This is a genomic window from Halomonas profundus (assembly GCF_020865425.1).
In the GTDB taxonomy this organism is placed as follows: Bacteria; Pseudomonadota; Gammaproteobacteria; order Pseudomonadales; family Halomonadaceae; genus Vreelandella; species Vreelandella titanicae.
On the sequence record NZ_CP086344.1, the window covers coordinates 4,313,366 to 4,334,453 of the forward strand.

The 21,088-nt window shown below is 55.9% G+C and carries 18 protein-coding genes; 11 read left to right on the forward strand and 7 right to left on the reverse strand.

All coding sequences use genetic code 11. The features are described from left to right. Nucleotides 1-23 precede the first annotated feature (23 nt). The 5 genes from LMS44_RS19660 to LMS44_RS19680 form a co-directional block, all read right to left on the reverse strand. Entirely contained in the window at nt 24-224 is a 201-nt protein-coding gene (locus LMS44_RS19660; protein ID WP_022521831.1) for a twin-arginine translocation signal domain-containing protein, read from the reverse strand. 66 nt (nt 225-290) lie between these two features. Next, nucleotides 291-905, reverse strand: coding sequence for a TorD/DmsD family molecular chaperone (locus tag LMS44_RS19665; protein ID WP_138799342.1), 615 nt, complete (start codon nt 903-905; stop codon nt 291-293). Between the two features lie 4 nt (nt 906-909). Next, nucleotides 910-2,637 carry a 4Fe-4S dicluster domain-containing protein gene (locus LMS44_RS19670; RefSeq protein ID WP_498946180.1) on the reverse strand — a complete coding sequence of 576 codons (1,728 nt, stop codon included), beginning with the start codon at nt 2,635-2,637 and terminating at the stop codon, nt 910-912. Between the two features lie 194 nt (nt 2,638-2,831). After that, complete coding sequence (locus LMS44_RS19675; protein ID WP_138799340.1) at nt 2,832-3,470, reverse strand: DUF3306 domain-containing protein; 639 nt, start codon at nt 3,468-3,470, stop codon at nt 2,832-2,834. Beyond that, a complete protein-coding gene (locus tag LMS44_RS19680; RefSeq protein WP_022521827.1) occupies nt 3,467-3,907 on the reverse strand; it encodes a DUF3305 domain-containing protein in 441 nt (146 codons plus the stop codon). Before LMS44_RS19680 ends, LMS44_RS19675 begins: the two co-directional genes overlap by 4 nt. A gap of 198 nt (nt 3,908-4,105) precedes the next feature. Here LMS44_RS19680 and LMS44_RS19685 point away from each other — a divergent pair, with 198 nt between their 5' ends. The 5 genes from LMS44_RS19685 to LMS44_RS19705 are packed head-to-tail and all read left to right on the forward strand — an operon-like array spanning nt 4,106 to nt 8,941. Continuing rightward, on the forward strand, nt 4,106-4,981 hold the full coding sequence (locus LMS44_RS19685; protein ID WP_138799339.1) for a formate dehydrogenase accessory sulfurtransferase FdhD: 876 nt from the start codon (nt 4,106-4,108) through the stop codon (nt 4,979-4,981). Then, on the forward strand, nt 4,978-5,604 hold the full coding sequence (mobA, locus tag LMS44_RS19690; RefSeq protein WP_009285880.1) for a molybdenum cofactor guanylyltransferase MobA: 627 nt from the start codon (nt 4,978-4,980) through the stop codon (nt 5,602-5,604). The genes LMS44_RS19685 and mobA overlap by 4 nt, the downstream gene beginning before the upstream one ends. Then, on the forward strand, nt 5,601-6,872 hold the full coding sequence (moeA, locus tag LMS44_RS19695; protein WP_138799338.1) for a molybdopterin molybdotransferase MoeA: 1,272 nt from the start codon (nt 5,601-5,603) through the stop codon (nt 6,870-6,872). The genes mobA and moeA overlap by 4 nt, the downstream gene beginning before the upstream one ends. Continuing rightward, the gene (moaA, locus tag LMS44_RS19700) at nt 6,869-7,921 is read left to right on the forward strand and encodes a GTP 3',8-cyclase MoaA (protein WP_022521823.1); all 1,053 of its coding nucleotides are present in this window, start codon (nt 6,869-6,871) and stop codon (nt 7,919-7,921) included. Before moeA ends, moaA begins: the two co-directional genes overlap by 4 nt. Nucleotides 7,922-7,924: 3 nt before the next feature. Beyond that, complete coding sequence (locus LMS44_RS19705) at nt 7,925-8,941, forward strand: CobW family GTP-binding protein (protein WP_498946185.1); 1,017 nt, start codon at nt 7,925-7,927, stop codon at nt 8,939-8,941. Here LMS44_RS19705 and LMS44_RS19710 read toward each other — a convergent pair. Further along, nucleotides 8,938-11,646, reverse strand: coding sequence for a bifunctional diguanylate cyclase/phosphodiesterase (locus tag LMS44_RS19710; protein WP_498946187.1), 2,709 nt, complete (start codon nt 11,644-11,646; stop codon nt 8,938-8,940). The genes LMS44_RS19705 and LMS44_RS19710 overlap by 4 nt on opposite strands. A gap of 204 nt (nt 11,647-11,850) precedes the next feature. On the opposite strand from LMS44_RS19710, the gene LMS44_RS19715 reads away from it, so the two are divergent. Beyond that, nucleotides 11,851-12,753 (forward strand): LysR family transcriptional regulator, encoded by a 903-nt coding sequence (locus LMS44_RS19715; RefSeq protein ID WP_009285883.1) that lies wholly within the window; start codon nt 11,851-11,853, stop codon nt 12,751-12,753. Between the two features lie 14 nt (nt 12,754-12,767). On the opposite strand, the gene LMS44_RS19720 is transcribed toward LMS44_RS19715, so the two are convergent. Beyond that, complete coding sequence (locus tag LMS44_RS19720; protein WP_278370300.1) at nt 12,768-14,285, reverse strand: NCS1 family nucleobase:cation symporter-1; 1,518 nt, start codon at nt 14,283-14,285, stop codon at nt 12,768-12,770. Between the two features lie 617 nt (nt 14,286-14,902). Between LMS44_RS19720 and LMS44_RS19725 the strand changes: the two genes are divergently transcribed. The 5 genes from LMS44_RS19725 (at nt 14,903) to LMS44_RS19745 (ending at nt 21,057) form a co-directional block, all read left to right on the forward strand. Beyond that, the gene (locus LMS44_RS19725; protein WP_138799335.1) at nt 14,903-15,769 is read left to right on the forward strand and encodes a nitrilase-related carbon-nitrogen hydrolase; all 867 of its coding nucleotides are present in this window, start codon (nt 14,903-14,905) and stop codon (nt 15,767-15,769) included. A gap of 62 nt (nt 15,770-15,831) precedes the next feature. Beyond that, on the forward strand, nt 15,832-17,271 hold the full coding sequence (gene hydA / locus LMS44_RS19730; protein ID WP_009285886.1) for a dihydropyrimidinase: 1,440 nt from the start codon (nt 15,832-15,834) through the stop codon (nt 17,269-17,271). Nucleotides 17,272-17,305: 34 nt separating this feature from the next. Next, a complete protein-coding gene (locus LMS44_RS19735; protein WP_278370304.1) occupies nt 17,306-18,685 on the forward strand; it encodes an NAD(P)-dependent oxidoreductase in 1,380 nt (459 codons plus the stop codon). Further along, complete coding sequence (gene preA / locus LMS44_RS19740) at nt 18,682-20,016, forward strand: NAD-dependent dihydropyrimidine dehydrogenase subunit PreA (protein WP_159177409.1); 1,335 nt, start codon at nt 18,682-18,684, stop codon at nt 20,014-20,016. Before LMS44_RS19735 ends, preA begins: the two co-directional genes overlap by 4 nt. Before the next feature lie 177 nt (nt 20,017-20,193). After that, nucleotides 20,194-21,057 carry an ABC transporter substrate-binding protein gene (locus LMS44_RS19745; RefSeq protein WP_138799332.1) on the forward strand — a complete coding sequence of 288 codons (864 nt, stop codon included), beginning with the start codon at nt 20,194-20,196 and terminating at the stop codon, nt 21,055-21,057. The last annotated feature ends 31 nt before the right edge of the window (nt 21,058-21,088 follow it).

Here is a 21,088-nt window from a genome sequence, read left to right on the forward strand (position 1 = left end):
GCAAATCTCCTGGCATTCCGCCGTCAGTCACGCAGCGAGGCGTAATAAGCACGGACGTGATCGGTCTCACGGTAGTTAACCGTTGGTTTTTCGTTTTTTACCGGGGCAGTGTCAGCCTGTGCCAGAGTGACATGACCGACTGCTGCCGCGGCGCCAGCAGCGGCGGTTCCCAACCCAACGGTTTTCATAAACCGGCGGCGCTCAGCGTTGTGTGACGGTTGCATGGGTTTCTCCTCTTGCATGCTTTTTTGTGCGGGTCTTTTTTTGCTGTTTCTTTTATGAAGCCTGCGTTAAGGCTCAAGAATACGCACTGGCGTATGGCCCGCATCAACCCTCAAGCGAGCCTGTTCGCTCTCCATAAAAGCGCTACCCAACTGCCCCAGCGCTGCATAGAAAGCGGTGTCTACCTGCCCCAGGTCGGCAAAACAGCTGGCCGCCCAGGGGGCTAAATGTTGGCTAAAGAAATAACCCTGCTCAGAGCTTTCGGCGTCGATCAGCATCGCCATCACTTCACACAGGGCAGCCAGATGATCTTCCGGATCCCGGGTATGCTCACTGCGTTCAAAGCCAAGCACTTTTAGGTCTTGGCGCAGCGCCACCAGCGCCGCCTCCATCAATTCGCCGTTGCGGTACCAGGAGGCGTAGGGCACCACCTCACCTTGAATCACACCGACCAAGTGACGAAAGTGAGCTCGCTGCAGTCTCTCAGCATCCGCACCGTTGGCCGCTACCGCCAACGACTGCCAGCACTCTGCTAGGCGGCTACCATCTTGCTCGATAGTTAGCTCAGCCAACCAGTCGAGTAGTTCTGGATCTGGCGCTTGGCGCAGTAGCGTGGTTAACAGCCGGTAGATATCGGCGCGTAGCGCATCCGCTTCTTTGAGCGTAGGCAGTGCATCCGTCATCGGCTTATACCTTCAGTTGCGCGTCAGGGTCGCGAATCATGGTTTTCCAGACATCTTTTACCCGGCAGTCTTCGCACATTTCCAGACGGATCATCGCCTCGCCGGCGAAGTAGGGGTGGTTAGCCAACTTCTGTTTAATAGTAGCGACCGTGCTGACAGTGGCGAACGGCTTACCGCAGTTGATGCACTCAAAAGCGGCTTCTTCGTGGCAGATGTGGCGCGTTTCGCGGACATTGGATGCCAGGAAGCCGGGCATCAGAGTAATCGCATTTTCCGGGCAAGCCTGCTCACACAAGCCGCACTGCACACAGTCCGCTTCAAGAAAGCTCAGCGCGGGCGTTTTGCCGCCTGATTTTAATGCCGGGGTCGGGCAGTTGCTGACACAGGCGTGGCACAGCGTGCAGGCGTCGCTATCGACTTGAATGGCGCCGTAGGCAGCGCCTGCCGGTACGGCAACCCGCTCGCCGCTGGGGTTACCCAATTCAGCCAGTCGAGCCAGCACGCGGTTCAAACGCGCACGCTTTTCTGGATCAGGCAGGCTTAGCGGTGACTCTGTCAACGGGGTGAGTGCCGGTAGCGCATCCCGGCCTGCATCATCGGCTCTCTCGATCAGCTTTACGCGAGCGCGATCATGACCTAAGGCGTCTAACAGGGCGTGCGCTTGGGCGAGCTGGTCGGTCAAAAAGGCGCTTAAGCGGGCGGGCATATTGGGGTGCAGCTGGATACGCACTTCGGCGGCCCCTGAGGCCAGGGCAGTTAACCACTGGTCGTGCCCCGCTGCTCCCAGCTCCTCAAGCGGTGCATCGATGACATGACCTGCGGGCACTACGCCCGCTGCGCGCTCAGCATCTTGGGAATCATGGGTAATAAAACGCAGCACCGGCGCTTGACCACCCGCTTCGCGGTAGGCGCCCAGCCAAGCAGAGAGCGTATCCTGCTGGCGGCGCGTTTCCGGTAGGCGAAATTCGATAGCGCCAGTGGGACAGGCACTGGTGCAACTGCCCACGCCTTGGCAGAGAAAGGGATCAATCTCGATGTGAGATTCAATCCGCCCCTGAATGCTGGAGATGGCATCCGCAGGGCAAACATCCAAACAGCGGGTACAGCCAATGTTGCCGCTGGTAGAGTGGGCACATAAGTCGCTATTGACCTGAAAATAACGCGGCTTGTCGAATTCGCCCACCAGCCCCACAAAGTCGTCGAGGATGTCGTTGCGCTGCTCGACATTCTGCCACTGCATTACCACATAGCCAGGCGGTGGTAATTCCACCGGTAGGCAAGGAGAGGCATTTAAATCCAGGACTAGGTCAAACGCCTCTCGCTCGATCAGCGCACGGGCAAGATCAAGCGGCTCATCACCACCAATTACCGCTTTGAACATGCCCAAATGGCCGCTAATGTGCAGCTTTTCAGCCTGGGCATTAGTTAGCGCCTGGGTGGTGAGGATCTCGGTCGCAGCGTACAATTCGCTATCATTCACCTCTTCGTCAACATCTACGCTGTTGGGCGCGGTGAAAACCAGCGTCAATGAAGCCAAACCACGCCCTTGCAGAATACGTGCGGCTTGCCGAGTATCGCGCTCACTGCCAAGCAGTAGCGCATGACCACGGCTGTGATAGGTCACATTGGCAGGCGTTAGGTTAGCGGGCCAGGAGATACGCTGGCGTACCGTCTCCCGAGCCTCGGCATTACGCTGGTCGTCTAGCGACGCCAGTTGGATTCGTTGGTTCATGCGTTCTCACGGTCAGTGAATAATTCTTATTATAATTTTGAGTTATATGATTTAACTATTGTGGCATAACAATGCGTAGAAGCTAAGTTCAGCCTATGGCGAAATACGTATTTTGCCAAATTAATTACCGTCAACGCTGCCAACGCTGGCGACGACCAACACACCCAAGATTTTGATTTTTTATAACTTTATTACTAATCCCATGTTTTCATCTTAGTATCAGATAAATAATCAGACTGGTCGTCTAGCAAGGTGTTTTCTACAGTTTTGACACCATCATCGCGAGGTGTTGAGGAGTCGTCCTCTAGCGCGACCGGCTTCTCACTTGTTTGCTCGTTCTCTGCCAACTCTTTTGGAGACTCGGGCTCGTCTAACGGCTTATCAACCGCCTCTTCCACTTTATGCGTCCAGCGGCGCAGTTTGCTGGCGAGCTCGGAGTCCATGGGCTTTAACAGCTGATTGTAGTCGGCATCATAGTCATCCAGGCCGTCGCGAACGTTGTAGTTGCCGGTGGCCCACAGGCGTTTCAAAGCACGCCGCCGCAGGGCTCCGCTTACTCCTGGCACCATAAAGGCGCTGAAGTCGCTGCCCGCTTCCAGCGTTTCAGGGTCGGGCAAGGTGTGGTCTAAGCTGCCAGGCTTAGGTGCTGGTTCTGAAGGCGATTGTTCTGCAGGAGACTGTTCTAGTGATGCCTGCTCTGGCGCTTCCTGCGCGGCATCAGGTGAAATATCCGATTTGGCCGCCAGTTCCTCAACGGGCTCTGTAACCGGCGGCGCATCTTGCTCTTGGGGAACGTTGCGTTTTAGGCGCGACCAGCGCTCTAGGCGGCTCATTGCGGCTGCTCCTTGGTGGGGGTCTCTTTGGCGCGCCCCGCTCCTTTGCGTTTTTTCTTGCGCATCTCCATCGGCGCTTCGCCGTGGCGTGCGAGGTAGCTCTCAATCCAGACCTGAATGGCCATGGGCATTGGTGCTTCGAGCACCTGCTGCTCACCGTCCATCCAACCGGCTGCCACGTCCTGACTAGCGGTAATCGCATCAGGTTTGGGTGTTTGCCCAGTAAAACCCGCTCGCACAAATAGCCGTGGGGTGGCAGACGTCAGGTTGAAACGGTAAGCAGCACGCTCGGTCATCGACAACTGCAGGTTAAGCACATTGGGGCCCTGATCACTCAGGGTAAGCTCTGCAATACGCCACTGGGTTAGCGTAAAGCTTTTCACCTGCTTAGCCTCGGCGACCAGGGTGATACTCAGTGAACGTAAATTATCAGACATCGCGTTAAACCCCTTAGCGAAGTATCTAAGCACAGCACTTGAGCACAGTACTTAAGCGAAGCACCTAGACTTTGAACGGATAGCAGTCGAACAGGTAGACAAGTAAGCCTCTCCAGCGCCATCATCGTCAACTCTGACCTTTTTACTCAGGTATTTTATCAGGCTCAGATGCTTTCATATCAGCAGCGAGGATTGCGGATGCACGCCCCTCAGTTAAGCCGAGCCCGCTTACCGGCCACTACCGAGATCAGCATCGTTGACGAGTATGGCGATGCACGCCAGCAGGCGATTGCCGCTGAAAGAGCGTTGACGGTCTACCTCAACAAGCGTGAAATTGTCACTTTGATGACCTTGGGTGACGACCCGGAGGCTCTGGTGGTCGGCTATCTGCGCAATCAGGGGCTGCTGAACGCCGCGGCTGATTTAGAGGCCGTGCAAGTCGATTGGGAAGTAGAAGCCGCGGTAGTGATTACTCGCCATCTGCCCGAGGATTTAGAAATACGCTTAAGCACCCGTACGGTCACCACCGGCTGCGGCCAGGGCACGGTATTTGGTAAACTGCTCGACCAAACCGCTCTCACGGCGCTGCCCGATACTCAATTGGCACAATCCACGCTTTATCAGCTGCTGCAAAACCTTAACGCCTACAACGAGACCTACCGCAGCGCTGGCGCCGTTCATGGCTGCGCGCTGTGCCAGCAAACCGACGTACTCGACTTTGTTGAAGACGTAGGACGGCATAACGCGGTGGATACCTTGGCGGGGCGCCAATGGCTACAACAGGCCGACAGCGCCAATGCGGATATTTTCTACACCACTGGGAGACTGACTTCCGAAATGGTACTCAAAGTGGCACAAATGGGCATTAGCGTGCTGGTTTCTCGCTCAGGCGTCACCCAAAAAGGCGTCGAACTGGCCGAACGCTTCGGCGTGATGTTAATTGCCCGCGCCAAAGGGCGCCATTTCCAAGCGATCAACACCCAAAACCGTTTAGCCCTGGACGCTATTCCACCGCGCCCATCCCATGCCCGTTCATCGCAAGAATACCGCTCATCAAAAAAGGCAAGCTCATGATCCCTACTCACGACCTCACTGGCATGGTTCTCGCGGGCGGCGAAGGGCGCCGAATGGGCGGTCGTGACAAAGGGCTGGAGCCTTTTGCGGGCCTGCCACTCGTCGGCCATGTGGTGAAGCGCCTTGAAGGTCAGGTGGCCGAGCTACTGATTAACGCCAACCGCAATGCTGACGCCTACCGCTTTTTTGCCGATCGCGTTATAGCGGATGTTGTAATGGACGGTGCCGAAGGCGGCTTTAAAGGCCCTTTGATGGGGATCTATAGCGGCCTGCAGGCGGCAAAAACGCCGTGGCTACTGGTCGTTCCCTGCGACTCCCCCGCCCTACCTGACGATTTAGTGGCGCGCATGGTACAAGGTATTGGCCAGCATGATATCGCTGTGGCTTTTGATGGCGAACGGCTGCACCCGGTAGTTGCACTACTGCGCACCTCGCTGGCCGATGATTTGGCCGCCACCTTGGCCGAGGGCGAGCGTAAGATCGATCGTTGGTACGCTCGCCATGCTTGGTGCAAGGTTGATATGTCGGACTGCCCTGATGCCTTTGCTAACCTTAATACTGAGGAAGAGAAGCTGCACCTGGAAAAAGTACTCATGGGTTCTTCGAGCAAGGAGGTGAAATGACCCTCTCCTGCTTTGATCTTGGCGAGCAGATGCTCAGCGTGGACGAAGCGCGTCAGGCGCTCGCCACCTTGATTGAACGCCCGCTGGGCAGCGAACGGATTCCGCTGGCGCAGGCTCATGGTCGCCGATTGGCCACAACCGTGAAAGCCCCCATTAACGTGCCGCAAAATACCAATGCGGCCATGGACGGCGTAGCGCTAGCCTTGCCCAGAGAAGGTGTTGGAGCCAAGCAGACCCGCTGGCCGTTGGCTGGAGAGGTGTTGGCCGGTCAGTATCGCCGCGAATTAGTACCTGCCGGTCACTGTGTACGCATCACCACCGGTGCCCCACTGCCGCCGGGCACCGATACCGTGGTGATGAGTGAACAGCTCCGCGAACCGTTAGATGAGCAGCCTGGGCATGTGATCATCGAGTCGCCAGAACTCCTCAAACACGGCCAACATGTTCGCCAGGCCGGTGAGGATATTGGCCTCGGCGACACGGCACTGCCTGCGGGAGCACGGCTCGATGCGGCGGCCCTAGGGCTTTTAGCGTCGTTAGGTTACGCAGATGTTGCCGTATGTCAGCGCCCAAGGGTGGCGATCTTTTCCACTGGCAATGAAGTCGCTGCTCCCGGTGAGCCGCTGCCCAAAGCAGGTATATACGATGCCAATCGCTTCACCCTGATGGGCTTGCTTGCCGAACACGGCGCCGATGTCATTGACCTGGGCATTCTCCCAGACGATTTAAACGCCATTAAAACGGCCCTTGAAGACGCTGCAGAGCAGAGCGATTTGGTAATCACCAGCGGCGGTGTTTCCGTTGGCCAGGCTGACTTTACCCGTGAGGCTCTGGAACAGTTAGGCCGCCTAGCCTTCTGGCGGGTAGCGCTGCGACCTGGGCGCCCCATGGCTTGCGGCTGGCTGGGTGAAAAGCGCACACCGTTTGTTGGCTTGCCCGGCAATCCAGTGGCGGTCATGGTAACCTTTCTACAGTTTGTCTCGCCGCTGCTGGATCGGCTGTATGGGCAGCCGACATCAACACCCCATCGCCTTACTGCGATTGCCGACACCGCCATAAAAAGTCGCTTGAAGCGCACTGACTTTATCCGTGGCGTTTACCATACTGATAGCGAAGGACGGTTACTCGTGCGTAGTACCGGCGCCCAGGGTTCGGGCATTTTAACCTCGATGGTGGCTGCTAACTGCTTGATTGAGCTTGCCGACGACCAGGCAGGCGCCCAGCCAGGCGAGGTAGTCAGCATACAACCACTAACGGGATGGCTATGACCGAGCAACGACCCGCACAACCACAAGCTAATCAGCAGCGATCTGTCCAGCCAGACGCTGACCAGCAACTGATCGACGACTTTGGTCGGCGCATTAGCTACGTGCGCATCTCGGTCACCGATCGCTGCGATTTCCGCTGCGTGTACTGCATGAGCGAGGAGATGACGTTTCTGCCCCGCGCCCAGGTACTGACGCTGGAAGAGATCGCCATGGTGGCGCGCGCCTTCACTGAGTTGGGGGTCGAGAAAATTCGCCTTACCGGCGGCGAACCGCTGGTACGCCGCGGAATTGAGCAACTGGTCGATGAAATCGGCGCCATGCCAGGCCTTAACGACTTCACCATGACCACTAACGGCGCCAGCCTACGCAAGCACGCCAAGCAGCTTTACTCAAGCGGTCTGCGGCGGCTGAACATTAGTCTGGACTCGCTAAATGCGGAGCGCTTTAAGCAGCTCACCCGCACCGGCGATTTAGCCAAAGTGATCGACGGCATTCATGCCGCCCAGGAAGCGGGCTTTAAACGCATCAAGCTCAACGCGGTGATCTTAAAAGGTCGCAATGACGACGAAGTAATAGACCTGGTCACCTTTGCACGCCAGGAAAACCTCGATATTAGCTTTATCGAAGAGATGCCGCTGGGCGATGTTTCTGACCACTCACGGGCGGAAACCTTCTACTCCAGCGATGACGTTCAAGACTTGATCGAAACGCGCTATCCGCTGATCCCCACGACCGAAACCACACCCGGCCCATCGCGCTACTTCAAGATGGCCGATAGCGACAGCCGGGTTGGGTTTATTTCCCCCCATAGCCACAACTTTTGCGATACCTGTAACCGGGTGCGCGTGACCGTGGAAGGCCGTTTGCTGCTGTGCTTAGGCAACGAACACTCGGTCGACCTTCGCGCCGTGCTACGCCGTCACCCCGGTAATATGCAGGCGCTAAAAGAGGCGATCATCAACGCCCTGCCGCTTAAGCCAGAACGCCATCACTTCACCACCGATGGTGATGTGCAGGTAGTACGCTTTATGAATATGACAGGGGGCTAGGCGTTGGCAGCGTCAGAACGGTTGGCAAAAGTGCCGGTGCATATCATTACCGGCTTTCTAGGCAGCGGTAAAACAACGCTTATCCACAGCCTCATCGAACAGAAGCCTGTGGATGAAACCTGGGCCATTTTGGTCAACGAGTTTGGCCAAATCGGCATCGACCAGGCGATGTTTGATGCCCGTGACGATGTGGTGGTGAAGGGCCTTCCCGGCGGCTGCCTTTGCTGCCAGCTCGCCTTTGTACTGCAAGCGGCGCTGGTGAATTTACTCGCACGCAGCAAGCCTGATCGCGTCATCATCGAGCCCTCAGGCCTTGGCCACCCGGCAGGTCTGTTGGATCTACTGCGAGGGGAAGCCTTCCAGGAAGTGGTCGAGGTACGCGATATTATTGCTACTCTCGACCCACGCCGATTAGATGACGCCCGCTCCCGAACGCACGACACCTTCCGCGACCAGCTTGATATGGCCGATGCCGTGGCACTCACCATGCTCGACCAGAGCACGCCCGAGCAGCTCGGCGCCGCTCATGCGTTTGTGGCACAGCGCTGGCCGCCGCGTAAATGGGTGCAGGAAGCTCCCCAAGGCGAACTACCCATAGGACTGTTGACCCAGAGCGGACGCGCCGAAGGGAGCGATATCAGCGTACCCGCCAACCATCAACAGTTGGCGGCAACACCCAGCTTAGCCGGGTCTTTTTTTGATTTTCCGCCCCCGCCCGGCAAGCCCCAGCGTGAAACCGGCACTTCGCTGGGCTACACCAGTACGGGGTTACGTTGGCACCCAAGCGAGCGCTTCGACCTGGATAGCTTGGCCACCTGTTTGGGAGAACTCCCCAGAGAGGCACGCATTAAAGGCGTGTTTCATACCGATAGCGGCTGGAAACGCTTTAACCGCGCCGGAGGTACGCTGAGCGTTGAAAGCAGCGCGTGGCGGCAAGACTCCCGGCTGGAAGTTATTCTTCCCGATATGAGCCCCGCTCTCGATATCGAAGGCCAACTCCGCTTACTGAGGCTGGGTTAAGCGCCCGTAATCAATCTCTCGATGGCCTCTGCGGTAACCGGCCGCCCAAACAGATAGCCTTGATAAGCGTGACAGTCGTGCGCCAGTAGCCACGCCTGCTGCGCTTTGGTCTCTACGCCTTCTGCAATGACCTCTAGATTGAGGCTCTCTGCCAGGGCAATGGTACTCTCGACAATCGCTGCGTTGGCTTGGCTTTCGAGCACCTGCTGCACAAAGGATTGGTCGATTTTTAGTTGATCCAGCGGCAGTTGCGCTAAATAGGCCAGGGACGAGTAGCCGGTACCAAAATCATCCAGAGAGAAGCGTACACCGCGCGCTTTAAGGGCAAGCATTTTATCTCTGGCGTCGTCTCGCGCTTCCACAAACAGTGACTCGGTCACCTCCAGTTTTAGCCGCTGAAGCGGCGCCTGAGTGCGCGCAAACACCCCCTCTACACGAGCCAGAAACTGCTCATCGCGAAACTGAAGCGGACTAATATTCACCGATATGGTCAGTTTGCTTAGCCGTGGATGCTGCGCCCAACGCGCTAATTGATAGCAGGCATCTTCCAATACCCATTCGCCTACATCGTTTATCAGCTCATTGCTTTCCAGCAGCGGAATGAAATCGCCTGGTGAAACAATGCCGCGTTCAGGATGATGCCAGCGCAGCAGCGCCTCAACGCCAGTGATCACGCCATGGTGATCCACTTGGGGCTGATAATAGAGCTGCCACTGCTGGCTGGCCTGCGCTTGGCGCAGATCCGCTTCTAATTTCACATGGGCCAGTAGCGCAGCCTGCATCGAGGGGTCAAAAAAGCACACGCCATGGCGGCCGTTGTTCTTAGCCTGAAAGAGCGCCATATCTACCTGCTGCAGGTAGTCATCCACGCCGTACTCATTGCTGGCCATGATCGCAATACCAATGCTCCCCGTCACCGTGATGCTCTCTTCGGCCAGAGTGATTGATTCGTTAAGAGTTGCCAGCAGCTTGTGCGCAATACGCTCTGCCAGCCGGGTGGTTTGAGCGTAATTGCTATCCACGCCTTCGATTAATACCGCAAATTCATCGCTTCCCAGCCGCGCCAAGGTATCGGTATCGCGCAACATCTGCCCCATTCGCCGAGCAACGCTCTGCAATACTTGATCCCCCGCATAGTGCCCCAGAGTGTCATTGATTTGCTTAAAGTTATCGATATCGATAAATAGCAGTGCGCCGCAACGCTGATGGCGCTGAAGCTCTTTAAGGGCATTACCTATGCGATCCATAAACAGCCGCCGGTTGGCCAACCCGGTTAAGGTGTCATAAAATGCTAACTGATGAATCTCTTGCTCAGCGGCTTTACGCTCGCTGATATCGCTCATGGTGGCCACGTAGTGAGTTAAGGTGCCCTCAACGCTGTAGACAGCGCTAATGGTTAGCCACTCGGGAAACAGTTCACCATTCTTACGCTGGTTCCATATCTCGCCTTCCCAGTTGCCGGTTTTGATAACACGCTTCCATAAACGGCGGTAAAAGGCGGCGTTTTGTAGCCCAGAGCTAAACATGCGCGGATTGTTACCCACTATCTCCGCTTCGCTATAGCCGGTAATGCGGCTAAAGGTCTCATTCACCTTAAGAATGATGCCCTGTGGATCGGTAATAAGGATGCCTAAGTGCGTCTGGAAGGCGGCAGCAGCGATTTGGGCCTCGGCACGAGCCTGTTCACGCTCCTCAATACGCTGACGCAGTTGATGCGACAACGCTAAACGATTCAGGTAGTGGCGCGCCCCCCAAGCACCCAGCAGGGCAATCACTGCCGTCACCAACATTAAAATCAAAGCACGCTGCCGCCAGGCCGAGAGCAATTCGTGAAGATCAACGCCAACCACAGCCAGCATCGGATACTCGCCTACTCTCAGCATGCGAAACAGCCGTTTTCGGCCATCAATAGGTGAGTCAATGTTGATTGACCATGTGGACTTACCACGGGTAAGCCACTCGGCCGTTTCTGGACTCTCAATTTGACTGCCAATCGAAAATGGCTTTTCGGGGGTCGGGTAGCGAGCAATAAATTTTAATCCGGGGTCGACCAGGGCAATGCTCTCGCCGTCATAGACACTCATCTGCTCCAGGGCGTCGGCAAACACTTCAGGTACAATGCTAGAGATGACCACCCCAGCAAACTCGCCGGACGAGGTTTCTAATCGTCGACCATGGTACAAATAGTAGCGTTGGTCACTGATAGACCAGTAAAGCGGGGTAATCAGTTCTTCTTGTCCTGCTTGCTTAAAGGCATTAAACAACGTCGTATCGCTGATATCAGCACCTGCTCTTCGGCTGCTGCGGCCACTCGCCATTACTCGACCTTCAGCGCTCAACACAGCGATTTCGTCCACCATGGGCACATACAGGGTCAGGTTTTCTAGCGAGCGCTGAAGGGCCTGGGCATTATCGCTATCTGGCATGCCTTGCAGGGTTAGCATCTCAGCAAGCCCAAAAAGCGCTTGCCCGCTTTGTGCAAATACGCCTTTTGCCCACTCAGCAACCACATTAGCGCGGGCGGTAATCCGCGACTCGGCGGCCTCAATTTCTTGCCGATACTGTTCACTCAGCAGCCAGCCGAAAAGCACCATCATGACAAGCAGTGCTAGCAGATATAGCGCAATCACATGGCGGCGCTGTTGGCGATAAGTCTTGGTGGCTTTCAATACATCATCATTTACATCATTGGAGGTAGCGGACATCGCGCAGAAGCCTTATTCAGGTAACCCAGGGGGACACCTGATACAGTGTAAAAAGTAACTAAAAATGATACATAACACGCGCTGACACGTGGCTTTATCCGATAGTGCCGCGGTGCTTTTAGGATGTATATCAGTTTTTATCACCGTTAATGCCCTGAAAAGCGTGACGTTATGCATGGATAGCCAATCTACCAGGAAATTGTTATGGCATCGCTGGGCCAAATGAGCGACTACGAGATACGCCTAATCCGTATTTTTAAGACGGTCGTTGAGTGCGGTGGCTTTACCGCGGCGGAAACCACGCTGGGCATTAGTCGTTCGGCGATTAGCCAACACATGAACGACTTGGAGGGGAGGCTGGGGTTTTCGCTCTGCCAGCGGGGGCGTGGCGGGTTTAGTTTAACCGAAGAGGGTAAAGAGATTTATCAGGCAGGGTTAACGCTACTGACCGCGCTTGAAACGTTTAAAAGCGACGTTAACGCGCTGCATCAAACGATCAAAGGCGAGCTGAATATCGGCATCACCGACAACCTGGTAACGCTACCCGCCATGCACGTGACCAACGCCCTGGCAGAGCTTAGCGCGCCGGAGCATGAGGTAACGCTGCACATTCATATGGAGCCTTCTGACGCGGTCATTAGAGGCGTCATGGATGGCCACTTGCACGTCGGCGTAGTGCCTGCAGTGAACCTGCCCACCAGCTTAGAAGCGCGGCACCTTTACGACGAGCCATCGTATCTTTACTGCGCGGCTGGCCATCCGCTGTTTACTGAGGATGATGATACGCTTAGCTGTGCAGATATCGCCCAACACTCGGCTATTTCACCCCGCTATCCGCTACCGATTGAGGCCCGGCAGGCGCATGACGCGCTAAGCCTGCGAGCTTCGGCATCCGACCGCGAAGGCGCAGCCTTTTTGATTCTTACCGGGCGCTTTATCGGCTTTCTGCCTGAACACGTCGCAGCACAGTGGGTGGCAGCGGGCAAGATGCGAGCGTTGCATGCCAACACGCAGCACTACCGCATCCCCTTTGTGCTGATCACCCGCCACGACCGCCGCCCCAACCGAGTGGTCGATGCGTTTCTACGCTTAATCAAAAGCAGCTAAACCCGGCAGTATGTTTAACGCTGCTCGGTTGCCTCATTGGCCATTATCGGCGCTGGCCCCGCCTGGGGCGATGACGCCAACACTTGGCTTGCCACATAGTAAACAATTGCCCCCAGCGCCGAGCCGGTAAACCAGCCGTAGTCGTAGAACCAGTTCATGGTGCCAGTTAACAGCGATAGCAACGTAAGCGCCACTGGCACGCCAAAGGCGATAAAACCCGCGATGTTCACCGCAGGATAAGCATGGTTATCCATATACAGGCTGGGCACATCCAAACGCTGCTTTTTAATCAGGAAGTAGTCCACCGCCATGATGCCCGCGATGGGCCCCAGCAGGCTGGAGTAACCCAGCAGCCAGTTGGAGTACATCTGCTCCAGAGAAACCCCTGGCGGAATAACGCCCGCTTTTTGCAGCAGATCGTAGCCCATCAACAACACGCCCACCGCGCCAGTCATCAGCACGCCGCGCGTCTGGTTAATCAATTTGGGCGCAATGTTCTGAAAATCGTTGGTAGGCGACACGATGTTAGAAGCCGTATTGGTAGAGATCGTGGCGATAATGATCAACAGCATCGCCAGTACCACCCAGAAGGGGCTGTCGATATAGCCAATCAAACGTACCGGGTCGGCAACGGTTTCCCCTACCAGCGTTTCGGAAGCAGCGGTTAACACGACACCGAGTGCGGCAAAGAAAAACATCGTTAGCGGCAGCCCAATCACCTGACCAACGATCTGATCTTTTTGGCTTTTGGCAAAGCGACTGAAATCGGGAATATTCAGCGACAGCGTGGCCCAAAAACCCACCATGGCGGTTAAGCCCGCGAAGAAGTAGCCGTATACCGATGCCCCTTCAGGCCGCGACGGCGGCTGTGCCAGTAGTTCGGACATCGACATATTTGGCCACGCCCATATCATCAGCCCAACACCAACGGCTAACAGCAGCGGTGCGGCGAAGGTTTCCAACCATTTAATCGACTCTGCACCACGAATCACCACATAGAGATTCATCGCACCAAAGACAAAAAAGCCGATGACTTCACCAACACCGCCCATCGCAGCCCAAGCGGGAATCAACTCGGAGAGCAACAGATGAATGGCCAAACCGCCAAACATGGTTTGAATACCAAACCAGCCGCAGCCGACCAGGGCGCGCACCAGACAGGGTACGTTGGAACCTAAAATACCGAACGAAGAGCGTAAAACCACCGGAAAAGGAATACCAAACTTCGTACCGGGAAAGGCGTTTAAGGTAAGAGGAATCAGCACGATCACGTTGGCCAACAAAATGGCAAACAACGCCTCCCCCACGCTCAGCCCGAAGTAGGCGGTTAATACCCCGCCTAGGGTGTAGGTGGGCACGCAGATCGACATGCCTACCCAGAGTGCCGCAATATTCCACTTACTCCAGGAGCGCTCGCTGGCCTGGGTAGGCGCAATATCCTCATTAAAGCGCGAACTACTGCGTACATCGTCCCCTACATCTAGCTCTATCAGCCCACCTCGATCCACCATCTGAGAGGTTGTTTCGGTCATTTTTTATCTCCTCAGCATTGCGTTATTGCGCTGCCTAGCTCCCACGGCCAGTGGAGCTTTTCAAAAAGGCGCTTAGAAATCATGGCTTTTAGAAACCATTGTTTTTCAAAACCATCGTTCTTAGAAACCATAGCTTTTAGAAAACAAGCAATAAGCATGCCTACTTGAAAAAGCAGATCAATTAACTCATTGATTAAAAAGCTGCCTTTCTGGACAACATTATTATTGTTAGCTTGTTATCTTTATATTTTCCCCACCTAAAACAAAAACCAACTAAACAAAGCTAGATCAAAAAAAATATTTGCACCAATTTCAAACAGAAAAAAACCAAAAACACTCGCTATAAATATACCAAACCAATGATTTTAAAAGAATAAAAAAACCATCCAAAACAGTGCAAGACCTCACCAAAAAAGTGAATATCACCAAATGGAACAATAAAAATAAGCAAACTCAATGAGTTAAAGACGATTTAACAAATCTCCTTTAAAGACTTGCTAAAAACACCTACCCAGCGCTACTTTCAACAAAAGCTGTCTATTTCGTCAGCTTTACAAAACTAGTTTCAAGAACACTACAAACATACGCTACACATCAACAATCAGAGGGAGCGTCTCATGCAGAAGATGAAAATCGGGTTGATTCAGATGGGCCTGAAAACCAGCACCGACCTTGAACCAGAAGCTATTCGCGACGCCATGAACGAGGCACATCTGCCAATGATTCAGCAAGCGGCTGACCAGGGCGTGCAGGTGCTTTGCTTCCAGGAAGTGTTTAACCAGCCCTACTTTTGCCCCAGCCAGGACGGCAAGTGGTACGCCGCCGCCGAGCGGGTACCGGAAGGCCCTACCTGCCAGATGATGCAGAAGCTCGCCGCCGAGCACCGCATGGTGATCATCGTGCCGGTGTATGAAGAGACTGAAACCGGTGTTTACTACAACACCGCAGCGGTATTCGACGCTGACGGCAGTTACTTAGGCAAGTACCACAAAACCCATATTCCCCAAGTAGCCGGTTTTTGGGAAAAATTCTTCTTCAAGCCGGGAAAATCCAACTGGCCAGTGTTCGATACTGCCTACGGCAAAATCGGCGTGTATATCTGCTACGACCGTCACTTCCCCGAAGGCTGGCGGGCGCTTGCTCTCAACGGCGCTGAGGTGATTTTCAACCCTTCCGCCACCGTGGCCGGTCTTTCCCAATACCTGTGGGAGTTAGAGCAACCTGCCTCTGCCGCCGCCAATGGCTGCTTTATCGCTGCGATCAATCGAGTTGGAACCGAGGCGCCGTGGAACATCGGCGACTTTTACGGCTCCAGCTATATCGTTAACCCCCGCGGCAAAATCGAAGCTCAGGCCAGCGAAACAGAAGACGAGCTGCTGGTGCACGAGATCGATTTGGACATGGTGCGGGAGGTACGCAACAACTGGCAGTTCTTCCGCGACCGTCGCCCGGAAACCTATACCCGCCTGACCGACGGTGAATGATTCTGCTGGTAAAAAACAGGTTGCTGGTTAAGTTTTCTATTTAAAAACAACAGGAGCGAACGATGAGCTTATTAATCAAGGGCGGCACCGTGGTCACCCACGCCGATACCTACCGCGCAGACGTACTGTGTGTCGACGGTAAAATCCATGCGATTGGCACCGATCTAGATGTCCCTGAAGGGTGTGAAATTGTCGATGCCAGCGATCAACTGGTGATGCCCGGCGGTATCGATCCCCATACGCACATGCAACTGCCGTTCATGGGCACCGTGGCCAGCGAAGATTTCTATACCGGCACCGCCGCGGCCTTGGCCGGGGGCACCACTTCGATCATCGACTTCGTGATCCCACAGCCAGGTCAGTCGCTCCTTGAGGCCTTCGAAACCTGGCAAGGCTGGGCGGAAAAAGCCGCCACCGATTTTGCCTTCCACGTGGCGATTACCTGGTGGGACGATAGCGTGCGAGAGGAAATGGGCACCCTGGTTCATGAACACGGGGTGAACAGCTTCAAACACTTTATGGCCTACAAGGGCGCGATCATGGCCACTGATGACATTCTGGTGGAAAGCTTCTCGCGCTGTCTGGAGCTAGGCGCGGTGCCTACGGTTCACGCCGAAAACGGTGAGCTGGTCTACCACATGCAGCAAAAACTGCTCGCCCAGGGCATGACCGGGCCGGAAGCCCATCCGCTTTCGCGCCCACCCCAGGTGGAAGGCGAAGCGGCCAGCCGGGCGATTCGCATTGCCAGCACCCTGGGCGCACCGATCTATCTGGTTCACGTGTCCACCAAAGATGCCGTGGATGAAATTGCCTACGCCCGCCAGCAGGGTCATCCGGTTTATGGCGAATGCTTAGCCGGGCACCTGCTCATCGACGATAGCGTCTACCAGGATACCGACTGGGGCCGCGCCGCTGCCCACGTGATGAGCCCGCCCTTCCGGCCCAAGGGCCACCAGGAAGCGCTCTGGCACGGCTTGCAGTCGGGCAATCTGCAAACCACCGCCACCGACCACTGCTGTTTCTGTGCCGATCAGAAAGCCGCGGGCAAGGATGACTTTACTAAAATCCCCAACGGCACCGCTGGCGTGGAAGACCGCCTCGCCGTGTTGTGGGATGAAGGCGTCAACACCGGCAAGCTGTCGCCCCAGGAGTTTGTCGCGCTGACATCGACCAACACCGCCAAGATTTTCAACCTCTACCCGCGCAAAGGGGCGATTCAAGTAGGTTCCGATGCAGATATCGTGGTGTGGGATCCCAACGGCACCCGGACGATTTCTGCCAAAACCCACCACCAGAACGTCGATTTCAACATTTTCGAGGGCAAAACGGTGCGCGGCATTGCCCGTCACACCATTAGCAAGGGCAAATGGGTGTGGCGGGATGGTGAGCTGCGTGCCGAGCGCGGTGCGGGCCGCTATTTGGAGCGCCCCGCCTACCCCGGTGTCTTCGAATTGCTGGCCAAGCGCGCCGAGCTGAATGCGCCGATGGCCGTAAAAAGATAACAGCTGTGCCCATAACAACAGCGGAGGCTTTACTGTGACTAGCCCACTGAACCACCTACCCAGCGCAAAAGAGGTCGGCACCTACGACCCGGATACGCTGGCAAGCAACTTTAGCGATCTACATCCGCCGCTGACCCATCGCCAGGCGATGATCGAAAGTCAGCGTTGTCTCTATTGCTTTGATGCGCCCTGCGTCGAAGCTTGCCCGTCGGATATTGATATTCCCAGCTTTATTCGCCAGATCAGCGAGAACAATATCAACGGCGCGGCGGAAACCATTCTGGAAGCCAACATTTTAGGCGGCAGCTGCGCCCGGGTGTGCCCCACGGAAATTCTTTGCGAGCGCAGCTGCGTGCGCAACCACGACGCCGAATGCCAGCCGGTGCTGATCGGTTTGCTGCAGCGTCATGCCACCGACCACATGCAGTTTGACGGCCACCCCTTCAAACGCGCCACTTCTACCGGCAGTCATGTGGCCGTGGTCGGCGCCGGACCTGCCGGGCTCTCCTGCGCGCACCGACTGGCGATGCTCGGTCATCAGGTGACCATCTTTGAAGCCGAACAAAAGCCTGGCGGGCTGAACGAGCACGGCATCGCCCGCTACAAAATGACCGACGACTTCGCCTGCAAGGAAGTGGAATTCTTGCTTGAGATCGGTGGCATCGAGATCCAGTACGACCAACGGCTGGGCGCAAACCTGGAGCTTGCTACGCTCCATAATCAGTACGATAGCGTGTTTCTCAGCTTGGGCCTGGGCGCTAGCCGTGCCCTGGGTTTAACCGGGGAGCAAGCACCCGGTCTGATGCCTGCGGTGGACTACATCAAGGTTCTCCGCCAGACCGACGATCTGGGCAGCCTTGCGGTGGCCAAACGCTGTATCGTGATTGGCGCGGGCAATACCGCTATCGATATGGCCACCCAAATGGCCCGCTTGGGCGCTACGGAGGTAACGCTGGTTTACCGTCGCGGCATTGAAGCCATGTCCGCCACCGACCATGAACAAGAGATTGCCAAAGCCAACGGCGTGCGGATGGTGACCTGGGCCCAGCCCGACGAGATTCTGCTGGATGATCAAGGCCGCGTGACGGGCATGCGCTTTGCCAAGACCCATGATCAAGCGGGCCGCTTAACCCCTACTGGAGAAACCTTTGAGATCGCCGCCGATGCTGTCTTCACCGCCATCGGCCAAGGCTTCGAAGGCGCGAGCCTAAGCGATACCACCGCCGCTGAGCTTGCCCGGGACGGCGAGCGCATTCACGTTAATGAGATGTTCCAAACCTCACTGCCCAATGTGTATGCCGGTGGCGACTGTGTGAAGCCCGGTCAAGACCTTACCGTTCAGGCCGTGCAACACGGCAAACTGGCGGCTCACGCCATTCATCAGGCGCTTGTCGCCAAGCAGGAGGCCGCATGAACACACTCACTTTTACACCACCGGGTAAGAAAGACAGCGGTGACAGCGTGGTCAATGGCGTTGACCTATCGGTTAACTTTGCCGGTATTAAAGCCCCCAATCCATTCTGGCTGGCCTCTGCACCGCCCACCGATAAAGCCTACAACGTGGTACGCGCCTATGAAGCTGGCTGGGGCGGCGTGGTATGGAAAACCCTTGGCGAAGAGCCGCCTGCGGTGAATGTCTCCTCCCGCTACTCAGCCCACTACGGAAAAAACCGCGAGGTGATCGGCTTTAACAATATCGAGCTGATTACCGACCGCTCGCTGGAGATCAACCTTAAAGAAATCACTCAGGTGAAAAAGGACTGGCCCGATCGTGCGCTGATCGTTTCCATTATGGTGCCCTGTAATGAAGAAGCCTGGGCCTACATTCTGCCGCTAGTGGAAGCCACTGGCGCGGACGGCATCGAGCTCAACCTGGGTTGCCCCCACGGAATGCCGGAGCGCGGCATGGGCGCGGCGGTGGGCCAAAACCCCGACCTGATCGAGAAAGTCACCTACTGGTGCAAGAAGCACTACTCCAAACCAGTCATCGTCAAACTCACACCTAATATCACCGATATTCGCGTCGGTGCCCAGGCGGCGCTGCGCGGCGGGGCCGACGCGGTATCGCTGATCAATACCATCAACTCGATTACCAGTATCGACCTGGACAATATGGTCGCCAAGCCCACCGTGGGCCACCAGAGCACTCACGGCGGCTACTGTGGCAGCGCCGTGAAGCCTATCGCGATGAACATGGTGGCAGAAATTGCCCGTGATCCGTCCACTCCAACGCTACCCATTTCCGGCATTGGCGGCATTTCCACCTGGCGGGATGCGGCGGAGTTTATCGCCCTAGGTGCCGGCAGCGTGCAGGTGTGTACGGCAGCGATGCTCAACGGCTTTAGGATTGTGGAGGAGATGAAAGACGGCCTCTCTCGCTGGATGGCGGAAAAAGGCTACGACTCCATCGAGGCGTTCTCCCGTAAGGCGATACCGCAAACCACCGACTGGAAACACCTCGACATCAACTTCAAAACCATCGCCAAGATCGATCAGGATTTGTGCATCGAGTGCGGCCGCTGTTATATCGCCTGCGAGGATACCTCCCACCAGTCGATTGCCAAGCTCACCGAGCAGGACGGCGCGCGACGCTATGAAGTGATCGAAGAGGAGTGTGTGGGGTGTAACCTTTGCCAGATCACTTGCCCAGTAGATAACTGCATCACCATGGTGCCCCAGGAGACCGGCCAACCCTTCCTGGCCTGGGATAACGACCCACGCAATCCTTTCCGGGTCGCCTCTTAACCTCTTTACCCTCTTTTTTTTAAACAGCCGTTAGCGCTACCCACCGCCCTCAGTTTGTGAGGGCGGTCGCGTTTTCTGCAACATACTGTTCCATCACCCAGTAGCGACAAAAGTCAGCATCCTTGAGAACATGAGAAAATATCGCATATAAAATTCTTTCTCACAAAAGGAAACCCAATGAAGTTCGCTACCACTACCACCGCTATACTTTTAGCAACTGCCAGCGCCACCGCGAGCGCCGACCAGCGAATCGCCACCTTCGACTTAGGCAGCCTGGATACGCTGGATGCACTAGGTTTAAACGAGCAGGTAGTGGGTGTACCGAAAGCCAGCCTGCCTGGCTATCTTGAGCAGTATGCAGCCGATGACGTCACCGATATTGGCGGCCTGCGCTCACCGAATATGGATGCCCTTGGCGAAAGCGAGCCTAGCCTGATTCTTTACACTGGCCGCCAGGGTGAGTGGGAAGAGGGGCTTGGCGAAATCGCCCCGCTGCTCAACACCAGCCTACAGGGTGACGACTACCTGGCTACTTTTGACGCCAATGTACGCGAACTAGCGAGTCGTTTAGCAGTGGAAAGCAAAGCCGAAGAGGCGCTTGGTACACTGCATGCCGAGATTGAGACCCAGCGCGAAGCGCTAAGCAACGCTCCTCGCACGCTGGTGGTAACCCACAACGGCGGCAATCTGATGCTGAATCAGCACCCGGTCGTTCACGACGTACTGGGCATTGCAGCATTAGCGATGCCCGAAAGTGTCACTTCTGAAACCCGCGGTACCCGTACCTTTACCCCGCTTTCTCCTGAGGCGATTAGCGAAATTGATCCGCAGGTCGTACTGGTGATTGATCGCAGCGCCGCGATTGGCGATGAACCCGCCGACGCGGATGCCTTAGCGCAAACGCTCTTAGATGCGGGAGCTGAGAAAGCGCGGGTCATTATGCTAACGCCCGCGCTGTGGTACCTCTCCGGCGGCGGCCTGCAGAGTCTGGCGCTACAGGTTGAAGAAGTTGCAGTAGCACTAAACTCGTCAGGTAACTAAGCGCTCACTCCCCCCCCCTCTTACAGCAATG

Bases quoted from the DNA above. Each gene is read 5' to 3' on its own strand.
- LMS44_RS19660 (WP_022521831.1), bottom strand. From the start codon at position 224: ATGCAACCGTCACACAACGCTGAGCGCCGCCGGTTTATGAAAACCGTT.
- LMS44_RS19665 (WP_138799342.1), bottom strand. From the start codon at position 905: ATGACGGATGCACTGCCTACGCTCAAAGAAGCGGATGCGCTACGCGCC.
- LMS44_RS19670 (WP_498946180.1), bottom strand. From the start codon at position 2,637: ATGAACCAACGAATCCAACTGGCGTCGCTAGACGACCAGCGTAATGCC.
- LMS44_RS19675 (WP_138799340.1), bottom strand. From the start codon at position 3,470: ATGAGCCGCCTAGAGCGCTGGTCGCGCCTAAAACGCAACGTTCCCCAA.
- LMS44_RS19680 (WP_022521827.1), bottom strand. From the start codon at position 3,907: ATGTCTGATAATTTACGTTCACTGAGTATCACCCTGGTCGCCGAGGCT.
- LMS44_RS19685 (WP_138799339.1), top strand. From the start codon at position 4,106: ATGCACGCCCCTCAGTTAAGCCGAGCCCGCTTACCGGCCACTACCGAG.
- mobA (WP_009285880.1), top strand. From the start codon at position 4,978: ATGATCCCTACTCACGACCTCACTGGCATGGTTCTCGCGGGCGGCGAA.
- moeA (WP_138799338.1), top strand. From the start codon at position 5,601: ATGACCCTCTCCTGCTTTGATCTTGGCGAGCAGATGCTCAGCGTGGAC.
- moaA (WP_022521823.1), top strand. From the start codon at position 6,869: ATGACCGAGCAACGACCCGCACAACCACAAGCTAATCAGCAGCGATCT.
- LMS44_RS19710 (WP_498946187.1), bottom strand. From the start codon at position 11,646: ATGTCCGCTACCTCCAATGATGTAAATGATGATGTATTGAAAGCCACC.
- LMS44_RS19715 (WP_009285883.1), top strand. From the start codon at position 11,851: ATGGCATCGCTGGGCCAAATGAGCGACTACGAGATACGCCTAATCCGT.
- LMS44_RS19720 (WP_278370300.1), bottom strand. From the start codon at position 14,285: ATGACCGAAACAACCTCTCAGATGGTGGATCGAGGTGGGCTGATAGAG.
- LMS44_RS19725 (WP_138799335.1), top strand. From the start codon at position 14,903: ATGCAGAAGATGAAAATCGGGTTGATTCAGATGGGCCTGAAAACCAGC.
- hydA (WP_009285886.1), top strand. From the start codon at position 15,832: ATGAGCTTATTAATCAAGGGCGGCACCGTGGTCACCCACGCCGATACC.
- preA (WP_159177409.1), top strand. From the start codon at position 18,682: ATGAACACACTCACTTTTACACCACCGGGTAAGAAAGACAGCGGTGAC.
- LMS44_RS19745 (WP_138799332.1), top strand. From the start codon at position 20,194: ATGAAGTTCGCTACCACTACCACCGCTATACTTTTAGCAACTGCCAGC.